The sequence below is a fragment of the Arcicella aquatica genome, assembly GCF_034928825.1.
GTDB classification, from domain to species: Bacteria; Bacteroidota; Bacteroidia; order Cytophagales; family Spirosomataceae; genus Arcicella; species Arcicella aquatica.
Genome location: NZ_JAYFUL010000037.1, coordinates 22,598 through 35,315, shown reverse-complemented (window position 1 = coordinate 35,315; position 12,718 = coordinate 22,598). Strand labels below are relative to the sequence as shown.

Annotated in this window: 6 protein-coding genes; all 6 read left to right on the top strand. The window is 35.6% G+C overall.

Annotation, left to right across the window (positions count from 1 at the left end):
* Positions 1–461 precede the first annotated feature (461 nt).
* Positions 462–3,497 carry a SusC/RagA family TonB-linked outer membrane protein gene (locus VB264_RS18465; protein WP_323251705.1) on the top strand — a complete coding sequence of 1,012 codons (3,036 nt, stop codon included), beginning with the start codon at positions 462–464 and terminating at the stop codon, positions 3,495–3,497.
* Positions 3,498–3,580: 83 nt separating this feature from the next.
* On the top strand, positions 3,581–5,113 hold the full coding sequence (locus VB264_RS18460; protein ID WP_323251703.1) for a RagB/SusD family nutrient uptake outer membrane protein: 1,533 nt from the start codon (positions 3,581–3,583) through the stop codon (positions 5,111–5,113).
* An 89-nt stretch (positions 5,114–5,202) separates the two neighbouring features.
* The gene (locus VB264_RS18455; RefSeq protein ID WP_323251701.1) at positions 5,203–5,784 is read left to right on the top strand and encodes a hypothetical protein; all 582 of its coding nucleotides are present in this window, start codon (positions 5,203–5,205) and stop codon (positions 5,782–5,784) included.
* Positions 5,785–5,832: 48 nt separating this feature from the next.
* Positions 5,833–8,232 (top strand): TonB-dependent receptor, encoded by a 2,400-nt coding sequence (locus VB264_RS18450; RefSeq protein ID WP_323251699.1) that lies wholly within the window; start codon positions 5,833–5,835, stop codon positions 8,230–8,232.
* A complete protein-coding gene (locus tag VB264_RS18445) occupies positions 8,229–9,377 on the top strand; it encodes a DUF4249 domain-containing protein (RefSeq protein WP_323251698.1) in 1,149 nt (382 codons plus the stop codon). Before VB264_RS18450 ends, VB264_RS18445 begins: the two co-directional genes overlap by 4 nt.
* A gap of 82 nt (positions 9,378–9,459) precedes the next feature.
* Positions 9,460–12,708, top strand: a complete 3,249-nt coding sequence (locus VB264_RS18440; protein WP_323251696.1) for a VCBS repeat-containing protein — start codon at positions 9,460–9,462, stop codon at positions 12,706–12,708.
* Positions 12,709–12,718: the final 10 nt, after the last annotated feature.

Genomic DNA, 12,718 nt, shown 5'->3' with positions numbered 1-12,718 from the left:
CTTCAAATTTACCAATAAAATCAATTTGAAACTTAGAAAAATATTTTATTAAGATATTTGTATTGAAAAAGTACAAAAATACATTAATAGAATGTCAATTGAAAATTTAACATTTTTTAACAAAAGAGCCTTTAAGCACTTTATTTGAACAGTTTTGTCAAGAACAATGATATTGGTTGAGTTTTTTAAATAGGTATAAGTACAATTTTATGATGAAAATTAAAAAACAGATAATTAAATTTTTTCCTAAAAAAATTGAATTATAGAAACTTTTTCCTCTACTTTGCAGTGATTTATTAGAGCAATTTTACATTTTTTATTGCGAAAATACCAAAGTTTCATATTTTACATCCATTCTTTTTGAAACTTAATTAACTCGGTAGCATTCCTTTCGTTCGTCATAAAACTATGTGAAGTTTCTCTTGATTTCATTAACCATTTTCAAATCTTAACAAAACCTTATGAATAATCATTTTTACAGATGGTTCTGTCGCTCTGTGCGACAAGGTGCAGCATCAAACTCGCTAGTTAAAGTAGTTATGATGGCTGTTGCTATGTTTGTATCTATGGGCGTAAATGCTCAAGATAGGACTATAACTGGTAAAGTAACAGAATCAGGAGACGGTTCAGGATTGCCAGGTGTATCAGTTGCAGTAAAAGGTACAAGTAGAGGTACTCAAACAGATGTTAACGGAGCTTATAAAATTTCTGTGCCTAGCAATGCAACATTGGTATTTACATTTGTTGGTTTCGCAAAGCAAGAAATTGCAGTAGGAAGCCAATCTGAAGTGAACGTAAAATTAGTTTCTGAAACGAAAGCTTTAGACGAAGTAGTGGTAGTAGGTTATGGTACAACTACTAAAAAGGATGCAACAGGTGGTGTTGTAGCTTTAACTTCTAAAGATTTCAACAAAGGTGTTATCGCTTCTCCAGAACAATTATTACAAGGTCGTGCTGCGGGTGTTCAAATGACACCAAACAGTGGTGAACCAGGTACTGGTATTAACATCCGTATTCGTGGTACCACTTCAATCCGTTCTGGTAATGGTCCATTATATGTTGTAGATGGTATTCCTTTGGATGGTTCAAGTACAACTGATGGTGCTGACGGTAGTGCTGGTTTCGGTAATGCAGCCGCTAAAAACCCATTGAACTTTATCAACCCTAACGATATTGAAAATATCTCAGTATTGAAAGATGCTTCTGCGGCAGCTATTTATGGTTCTAGAGGTGCAAACGGTGTTGTATTGATTACAACTAAAAAAGGAAAGTCTGGACAAAGTAATTTGAACTTCTCGGCAAATACTTCTATTTCAAATAATTACAAGAATTATGATGTAATGTCACCAACTGATTTCTTGAAAAATGCTACAGCTGCTGGCTTAGATGTTTCTAGTAAATTGATTAATGGTGGTGCTACTACAGACTGGCAAAAAGAAGTTTATCGTACAGCTATCACACAAAACTATAACTTGAGTTATGGTGGTGGAAACGATAATACTAACTATTTCTTCTCTTTAGGTTATAACGACCAGCAAGGTACAGTAAAAGGAACAGCAATGAACAAGCTTACTGCTCGTATCAATGCTACTCACAAATTGTTTGATAACAAAGTGGTTTTAGCAGTAGCAATGACTACTTCAAGAATCAAAGATAAAAGTGCTGCGATTGGTGGTGACATCGGTTTTGAAGGTAACGTAATCAGTAGAGCGATTCAAACAAACCCTACGTATCCTATCTACAATGCTGACGGTTCATTCTTTACAAATGGTACGCCTGCTTTCCGTAACCCAGTTGCTTTATTGAATCAAATCAGCATTGGTGCTAATACAGGAAGAACTTTGATGAACTTCAGTGGAACATGGAACATTACTAAAGATTTATTTTACAAAGCTAACTTTGGTTTAGATAATTCAGATGCAGTAAGTAGAACAGCGGTTCTACCAGGTGCTATAGGTTTTGCAAACAGTATTGCTGGTAACCAAGGTTATGCTAGAATTGCTAACCGTTATGTCACTACTACTACTATCGAGCATACTTTAAATTACAAAACTGTATTAGGAAAATCTAAATTGGATGCTCTTGCTGGTTTCTCATATCAGAAATTCGAAAACCAAAGCAATTATGTACAAGCAAATTACTTTATTGCTGTTCCTGGTAGTGATTTAACAAATAATATTGGCTTTGTTGATAATAGTGGAACAAATAAGGCATATACAGGAGGTTCAGGTAAAGGACAAAGTGAGTTACAGTCTTATTTTGGACGTGTAAATTACACATACAACGACAAATATTTGTTAACAGCTACCCTTCGTGTGGATGGTTCATCTAAATTTGGTATCAATAACAAATACGGTTATTTCCCATCTTTTGGTGCTGCTTGGCGTTTATCTAACGAATCATTTATTCCAAAAGAGATTTTCTCTGATTTAAAATTAAGAACAGGTTATGGTATTACTGGTAACCAAGAGTTCCCAACTAATACTTCTGTGGCTACTTATGCTCCTAATTCTGGAGGAGGAAATGTATCTAAAGAAAATGTTCCTAACCCAAATATTAAATGGGAAACAACTACTGCTTATGGGGTAGGTCTTGACTTTGCTTTATTGAAGGGTAAATTATCGGGTACGGTTGATTATTTCAATAAAAGTACTGATAATCTATTGTTCCCTTTTGCCGCAGCTCAGCCTGAAACAGCTACAACCAGATGGGATAACATTCCTGCTGATATTAGAAACACAGGTGTTGAATTTAGTTTGAATTACCAAATCTTATCAGGTAAGAAATTGGATTGGGAAGTAATGGTTAACAGTACTTTCTTGAAAAATGAAGTAGCTAAATTGAGTGCTACAACAATACAAACAGGTAATTTATACGGACAAGGTTTGTCAGGTGCTTATATTCAACCAATTACTCAAGGGTATCCATTATATGGTTTCTTCTTACAGGATTTTAAAGGATATGATGCTAATGGTAATACTATTTTAGGTGCTGAGAAAACATACAAAGGAAGTCCATTCCCTACTATGACTTGGGGTTTAACTAACAACTTTACTTATGGTGCATGGAATGCAAGTATCTTCATCAACGGTCAGTCGGGTGGATATATTTACAACAATACTGCCAACGCTGTATTGAACAGAGCTTCATTGAAACAAGGGAATAACGTAACATATCAGACAGTTTCAAGTACGACAGGTCAAGCTTATGGAGATGCTCCAGTGCCTTCTACGTTTTTTCTAGAAAAATCTGATTTTATTCGTGTATCTAACTTGTCAATAGGATATACTGTGAAATTGCCAGCAAATAGCTATGCTAAATCGCTTAATATTTCATTAACAGGACAAAACTTACTGTTAATCTCTAACTATACTGGTTTAGATCCTGAAATTACGAACCCAGCGGCTACTAGAAATGGAGTTCCTACTTTAGGTATTGATTATATATCATATCCAAAAGCAAGAGCATTTACTATTGGTCTTAGTGCTAATTTCTAAGAATATTTTAGTGTTAATTTGCAATAAAAGAGTTTTGTTAATTATTGCAATAGTACTATTATTTTATAATCTGAAATACAAAAATGAAAAATATAAGAAAAATATTAATCCCTTCATTAATCACTGTATTAATGACTGGAACGATTGGGTGTAGTTCATTAGATGATGCAGTGCTTGATCGTACTGATAGATCGAATACTGCAGTTGACTTATTACTTAAAGCAACTTATCAAAGTTTAGGAACGTTCACTGACCAAGCTGCAATCTATGCTTTGACAGAACATCCATCTGATGAGATGCAAGGCCCAACTAGAGGAGCTGACTGGGATGATAATGGTAGATGGCGAAATCTTCATACGCATACTTGGACAAACCAAAGTGATGATGTATTGAATGCTTGGAATAATTTAAACAAAGGTCATGCCTTAGCTAATGAAGTTATTGCTGATACTAGATCAACTAAAAAACAAGTTGCTGAAGCTAAATACTTACGTGCTTTCTATATGTTTTATACAGTAGATATCTTTGGTAAAGTAGCATTTAAAGATTTAGCTAAGCCAAATGATTTACCATTAGCATTAACACGTACTCAAGCGACTGATCAAATTATTGCTGATTTAAAAGCCGTAATTGGTGATTTGGATAATGCTTCTGCAACAAATACAGGTTTAGCAACTAAAGAGGCAGTTTCATTCCTTTTGGCTAAAGTATATTTGAACAAAGCTGTATTTGCACAAGATCCAACTAAGCCAGCTGGTCCGTTTACTTTTGCTAAAGCTGATATGGATGCTGTGGTTACGTATGCTGATGCTATAATCAATTCAGGAAAATACAGTTTGACTGCGAACTACTTTGACAATTTCCACCCAGACAATAGTACAAAATCAAAAGAATTGATTTTCGTGATTCCGAATGAAAAAGGAGCTAGTCTTTTGAATAACTCTTCTGTAAGAAACCGTTATTATATGACGTCTCACTATAGTACTATTCCTAGTGGATGGAATGGTTTTACTACTTTAGCTGATTTCTATAACAGTTTTGACCAGAAAGATAGCCGTGCAGGTGCAGCGATTCCAGGCTTAACTGATAAAGGCGGTGTTCGTGCTGGGTTCTTGGTTGGACAACAATATGGATTAAATGGTGTTACATTATTGGATAGAGAAGGTAAACCATTGGTTTTCACGCCTGAAGTTGACCTTAAAAATGCCAATGAAAGAGCAGGTATTCGTGTAATTAAATACACACCAGATATCACTGATATAGATTCACCAGCCAATGATTATGTATTCTTCCGTTATGCAGATGTTTTATTAATGAAAGCTGAAGCTTTGTTTAGAGGTGGAAATACTTCGGGAGCTTTAACAATTGTTAATAGCTTGAGAACTACTCGTGGCGTTGATCCATTAGCTACTTTAACAGAAGCATCTTTATTAGCAGAACGTGGACGTGAAATGTACTGGGAAGGCTGGAGAAGAAATGACCAAATTCGTTTTGGTAAATTCTTAGCACCAGTTGATAACCGTACAGCTACTTCACCTGATTACCGTGTTGTATTTCCAATTCCACAAAGAGAATTGGAAGTTAACCCTAACTTGACGCAAAACTTTGGTTACTAGAAGATTTGAATTTTAATGCAATAAAAAAATGCTCGTACATACGAGCATTTTTTTATTAATCTCATCTGTCAATAAATTTTTAAAATAGCATGATTAAACGTATTCATTTATTATCTAAAGTATTTATAGTATTCATTCCTTGCTTTTTTTTAATGGCTTGCTCTGCTGATAAAAGAGAAGAAGAAATTTATCAATCATTAAAGAATAATCAATCTAAGTTTATCTTTAAATTAAATGGAGCAAATTTCTATCAAGCTGAAAGTGTCTTTACTGGACATTTAGAAATTGTCGAACGCTCTTTTACAATCAATTTCTTTGATCAATTTGAAGGAAATACGATGATACATTTTAGTGGGATAGACTGGTATAAAGGCAGACCCATTAAAATACCTATAAAACTAGCCAGTAGTTACTCTAACGTAATGTTTGGTAGAATAAAGGATAAAGCAAATAAGCTTGGCGAAGGCTATTTGATGTCAGAAGGAACAATTACTTTTAAATCACTTACCAAAGAAAAAATAATAATAAAAATTGAGGGCAAAGCAAAGAAGTACCCTAAAATTGATATTGATAGCCCAACTTATGATGTTCAAGGGTTGGTAGTTTGTAAACAACCTAAAATCGATTTCTTGGATATTGATGAGAAAAAAGCATTCTACAGTAACTACTAAAATGATTATAACTTTTCATCGTCAAGCATATTAAATATTGTTTTAGACATGATTTTAGCAAAGCCTAATAAGTTTATTGTTTTGTTGATATTTATACTTTTCTCAAGTACGCTACTAGCACAACAAAGAAAAGTATATTCATTAAAAGGAAATGTAACAGATGCACTAACAGGTAAGCCTTTGGTAGGCGCTATTATTTCGATAGATTTTAAGAAATCAGGTATTTTAACGGACTCACTGGGTAATTATTTTCTTCGTATTCCTGAAGACGAATATGTATTGAAGGTATCATATCTGGGCTATAAACCTTTTAGGTTATATGTTAAGTTCAATAAAAATACAGTAGTTGATATACAACTTCAAGATGTTACTAAGGAATTAGAAGAAGTTATTGTCTCTAGTATTGCCACCCGAAAAAATATCCTTACGCCTTCGTTGGGGGTTTCTTTACTCAGCATGAAAGGTATCAAGAAAATTCCTGCTATGATGGGCGAAGTAGATATTCTGCGTAGCCTTCAAACCTTGCCAGGGGTGTCGTCGGTAGGGGAAGGCGCAAATGGTTTGAACGTGCGTGGTGGAGCTGTTGACCAAAATTTGATTTTCATTGATGATACTCCCATTTTCAACCCAACCCATCTTTTTGGATTGTTTTCAATTTTTGCTTCAGATGGTATCCGAGAATTAGAACTATACAAGGGCGGAGTACCTGCTCGTTTTGGGGGGAGAACAGCCTCAGTGTTGGATATTAAAATGCTTGACCCAAGCCTAGATAAATTTAAAATCGAAGGCGGAATAGGACCAATATCTAATAGATTATTGTTAGATGTACCCATCGTAAAAAACAAATTGTCTATCTTAGCTGTAGGACGGGTGTCTTATAATGACTTTTGGTTCAAAGTATTTGCCCCTGATAACATCAAAAATACCAGAGCCAATTTTTATGACATAGCTACTAAGGTGTTTTATAAGCCTAATAAAAACAATACCATCTCGTTGATGACTTACCTAAGTCATGATTATTATCGAGTAGATTCATTATTTAGTTTAGAAAACGTAATTGCCAAAGAATCACAATTTAGGTATGGGCATCAGAATGCATCTTTGAAGTGGAATCATTACATCAGTCCTAAAGCAAGTTTTGAACTGATAGCTGCTTTTAGTCACTATAAAACAACTACAGAGTCACCCGATTCACTTAACCGAATAGATTTAAAGAATAGTATCCAGTACCAAAACTTCAAAGCTAACCTCGATTACGCCTTTACTGAAAAACACAAAGCTAATTTTGGCTTTAGTGCTGTTAGATATGATTTAAGCCCGGGGAGCTTGAACAGAGACATTGTATCGAAAATCTCAAAAGTTGAATTAGAAAAAGAACAAGCATTAGAATTGGCCATTTTTGCCGATGATGAATATAAATTGAATGATAAATTAACCATTCAGTATGGCCTGCGTTATACCCAATTTTTGAATATAGGGCCTATTGAAGTAAGGAAGTATTTGGAAGGCGAACCAAAATCTACCGTGTCGCTGATTTCGACAGAACTAAAAAGTGGTGTTGCCAAAAGCTACGGAGGCTTTGAACCAAGATTAACGATGCTGTATGTGTTTAACCCTACTACTAGCCTCAAGTTTGGATATAATAGAATGCAACAGTTTTTACATTTAATTTCTAATAATACCACTCCTTTACCAACTTCTCGCTGGAAAATTTCAGATGAAAACGTATTACCACAAATAAGCGATTTTGCTTCTATTGGATACTTCAAAACATGGAATGATAATGTTTGGGAAGCATCTTTAGAAACTTATTTCCGTAACATTAACAATGTAGTAGATTATGTGTCGGGGGCGAATTTACAGTTGAACCAAACCTTGGAAACACAACTACTGAAAGGTAAAGGGCGTTCGTATGGTGCGGAATTGATGATTACTAAAAAGAAAGGAGAGGTAACAGGGTGGATTAGTTATACTTATGCGAGGTCGTTTATACAAACTACAGGGCAATATCCAGAACAGCGAATTAATGGAGGTAATTGGTATCCTGCTAATTATGATAAGCCCCATACTGTTAATATTGTGTTTAATGCCACGCCTGATAAACACAATAGTTTCTCGTTTATTTTTGCCTATAATACTGGTCGACCGTTTTCGTCGCCAGCAGGTACTTATACACTCGACGGTCAACAGTTGCCTTTGTATTTGAGTAGAAATAATGATAGAATTCCTGATTATCATCGCCTAGATTTTTCTTGGACGATTACCAACCCAAGTATGAAAGAGAAACGGTGGGAGGGAAGTTGGATTTTTACAATATATAATATTTACGGACGTTCGAACCCTTATTCCGTATTTTTTACCAACGGTAAAGATGGAACAAAGGTATATCAGCTAAGTGTTTTTGCAAGTCCTTTGGTTTCTTTAGCTTATAATTTCAAATTCAAATGATGGCTATGAAGCGTTTTATCATATATTTTTTACTATTTTCAGTGGGTTTTTGGTCTTGTATTACTGAAATACGAGACTTTGAACAGATAGATAGTGCCGCTTTTCTGACGGTAGAGGCTACGCTGTCGAACCAAAAAGGACCACATAAAGTAGTACTTTCTTTTTCGTCGCCTAGCATTAAGATTAATGTGGATAATGTGCCTGTAAAAAATGCACAAGTATTTATTACTGACGATAAAGGAGGACGAGAGACACTTAGCGAAACCGATAATGGTATTTATGTCACTTCGGCTACTTATCAGGGAGTTGTGGGCAATGCTTATACCTTACACATTAATTTGTCCAATGGGAAAAAATATGAATCTAGTCCTGAAATATTAAAAGCTGCACCAGCCATTGATACCGTTAAGTATCAATTTAGCGTAAAAGATAATTACCCATTAACGGATTCCCGCAGTGTAGGATTCGATGTAACGCTTGATTTCAAGGATTCGCCCGAAGCTGATAATTATTATCAGTGGAAATGGACGCATTATGAACGTACCGTCTTTTGTGCCAGTTGCGAACGTGGTTATGACTATTCTCTTAAGAAATGTAGTATAGAACAGAATTTTCCACAAGGGCAAACTTTTCCAGAGTTGATAAATTATGGATGTAATGAAACCTGTTTTGATATTTCGTTCAATGAAACGTATAATATATTGTCGGATAAACTAATGAATGGACAGCAGGTAACCAATTATCCGATTGCACGTGTGCCATACAACAATAAAAGTATCTATTATCTGAAAATAGAACAACGAGCTATTTCTGAAAAGATGTTTCGGTATTTTAGGAGTATCAAAGATGTTACCCAAGGTTCTGGAACACTTTTTGACGTACCAGCCGAAACACAATTTAGTCCGAATATGGTTTCCTTGAGCGACCCTAACGAGAAAATTCTTGGTGCTTTTCAGGTGTTTGGTTCACAAGAAAAGATTATTTATGTGGATAGACAAATAGGCACTTTAAATTACTCGCCTGTATTGGTTGTTTATCAGGGAAGAGTATTGCCTCCTCCACCAGGTGCTATCAGTGGTCCCAAGGCTTACTGTGTAGAAGGAAAATACAGAACCAAGACTGAGCCAGAGGCTTTTAAAGAATAACTAAGTAGCTATTGCTTTGAGTCATTAGCAATCAGTTCTGTTGAAAACAACAGTGCTGATAAACAAATACTTGACATTTTATATGAACAAAAAAAAGAATATATATTCCTTTACGATAGGGTGTTTATGTCTACTATTTTTTAGTGCTTGTAAAAAAGATAAAACACTTTTTGAACAAGTAAATGCTGAAGAAATTGGCATACAATTCGCTAATAATGTTCAAGAATCTGAGAAGGAAAATATCTTGAATTACGAATATTTTTATAATGGTGGTGGGGTAGCTGCTGGAGATTTTAATAATGATGGATTAACGGATTTGTATTTTACGGGCAATCAAGTTGACAATAAATTATACCTCAACACAACTAAAGATAATAAGCTGAGTTTTCAAGACATTACGACCAAAGCGGGCGTAACGGGAAGAAAGGGAGGTTGGAAAACAGGCGTAAGTATTGTTGATATTAATGCCGATGGTTGGCTAGATATTTACGTGTGTTACTCTGGACTTAGAGATACTGATTTACGTAAAAACCAACTTTTTATTAATAACCATAACCTTACTTTTACGGAAAAAGCGGAGGAATATGGGTTAGCCGATTCTGGCTATTCAACGCAGGCTACTTTTTTGGACTATGATTTGGATGGTGATTTAGATTGCTTTCTTATCAATCATAATTTAGGAGGGTATCAACGCAAAGAGGCCGCTGTAATGCGGAATGCACGAGATGAAAACGCAGGAGATAAATTATTCAGAAATGATACTAAACTAGGGGAAGCACCCCGTTTTACAGATGTTTCTATCCAAACAGGTATCAAGGGCAACCCTTTGGGATTTGGTTTAGGCGTTTCTGTGGCGGATGTGAATCAAGATGGTTATCCAGATATTTATGTGACCAACGATTATGTAGAAGATGATTACCTATACATCAATCAGAAAGATGGAACATTCAAAGATGAATTGAGAGATAGAATTGAGCATACTGCCTATTCTGCGATGGGCGTTGATATTGCTGATGTGAACAATGATGAATTGCCAGATATTTTTACACTGGATATGTTGCCAGAAGACAATGCCCGCCAAAAATTATTATTATGGTCGGATAGTTGGAATACCTACGATGCACAGTTGAGAAATGGCTTTTGGCATGAGAATATGCGCAATATGTTGCAAATGAATTTGGGAAATGGAGCATTCGCTGAAATTGGACAATTATCAGGCGTATCGAATACAGATTGGAGTTGGGGAACGCTCTTGGCAGATTTTGATTTAGACGGCTACAAAGATATTTTCGTGAGCAATGGGCTGGGGAAAGACTATACCAATGCCGATTTTATTAAATACTTTAGCGAACAAGAAGAAAATGGTGTTAAAAAGCCTATGCTAGAGCATTTAAAACAAATGCCCACGAGCCAAACGAAGAACTATATTTTTAGGAATAATCATGACCTCACTTTTTCTAACGAGCAAAAAAACTGGGGCTTCGATACGCCCACAGTAGCAAGCGGGGCAATTTATGCAGATTTAGATAACGATGGTGATTTAGAAATCATTACGAATAACCTAAATGAAATAGCCCATATCTACAACAACAGAAGGATTGAAGAAAATACTAATGCTAAATTCTTGAAAATTCACTTAAAAGGGAATGTGCTAAATCCTTTTGGCATTGGCGCTAAAGTAAGTATCCGTTCAGGTGAAAATGTACAGGTTCAAGAAGTCACAGCGACCCATGGGTTTCAGTCAAGTGTGATAACGGATTTGCTTTTTGGCATAGCCGAAACAACAAAGCCTTTAGAAGTAATCATTGTGTGGAGTAATGGCAAATCACAGAAAATTACAAATCCTGTAGTAAATCAAACGTTGGTAGTGGAGGAGAAAAATGCTGTAACGGCATCTAAACCAGTATCAAAAACAGAAGATGTTTTATTCACTGCGACTGAATCGCCAGTATTTTTCCCAGAGATAAATCCGATTAATAATTTTGATAGACAGGTAATGTTGCCCACTCATTATTCATACACTGGGCCAAGAATGGCAGTAGGAGATGTGAATGCAGATGGGAAAAAGGATATATTTATCTGTGGTACAAAACTACAGGCTGGAGCATTTTTCTTACAAAATACTAACGGCAGTTTTACTAAAAAAGAATTGCCGAATCTTGCCCCAAAGTTTAATCAGGATGCCGTAATCGCAGATTTTAACGGAGATAAATTTCCAGATTTGTACATTACGAATGGCAATTACGGGAATGCTCAGTATGAAGAACAAAACGACGAGCTGTGGATAAATGATGGGAAAGGTAATTTTCAGAAGAGTATCTCTTTTGAAGACCAAGCCAATAGCTCATGTGTAAAAGCCGCTGATTTTGATAAAGATGGTGACATCGATTTATTTGTAGGTGGGCATATCAAACCCAATAGATTTCCAACGGAGGAAGAAAGTTTCTTATTGAAAAATGATGGGAAGGCGCATTTTACCAAAGTGTCTTTAGGCATTTTAGGATTGGTGACAGATGCTACTATCATAGATACAGACAAAGATGGTTTTGATGAAATAATTGTAGTAGGAGAGTGGATGTCGCCAGTATTATTAAAGAATAACAAGAACTTTCGTTTTACTCAGGTAAGTTTGGGCATACCTTCTGGTTGGAACTACAGAATCGAAAAGGCAGATTTAGACAACGATGGTGATGAAGATTTGGTGTTGGGAAATCTTGGAACAAATACCCAAATAAGGGCATCTCAAGCGGAACCAGCCTTTTTAATATATGATGATTTTGACCAGAATGGAACAATGGATTTCTTCTTGAATTATTATATTCAAGGGCAACCGTATCCAGCCTGTTCAAGAGATGAAATGGCGGAGCAGATTCCAGCCTTGAAGAAGAAGTTTCCTAATTATCAGGTTTTCTCGGAAGCTAAAATGGAGGATTTCTTTGATGCTAATCAGTTAGCAAAAGCAAATAAGAAGGAAATCGTTAATTTAAAAACCATCGTCCTTGAAAACAATAAAGGTACGTTTGTTGCTCATGAATTACCGCTTCAAGCACAATATGCACCCGTATACGCTATTTCGATAGAAGATATTGACCATGATGGAAAGAAAGATTTATTGTTGGCAGGAAACAACAGTAAATTTAGATTGAGAATTGGTAAGGTAGATGCCAATTATGGCGTAGTTTTGTTGAACAAAGGCAATTTTAGCTTTACAACCCTGCCCGTTACAAAATCAGGTTTGTACTTACGAGGCGATGTTAGAGAAACCAAAGCTGTAGATAAATTTCTGTTTGTTGGCGTAAACAACGATAAGTTGAGAGTATTTAAGCTTTAAAGCTATAAGC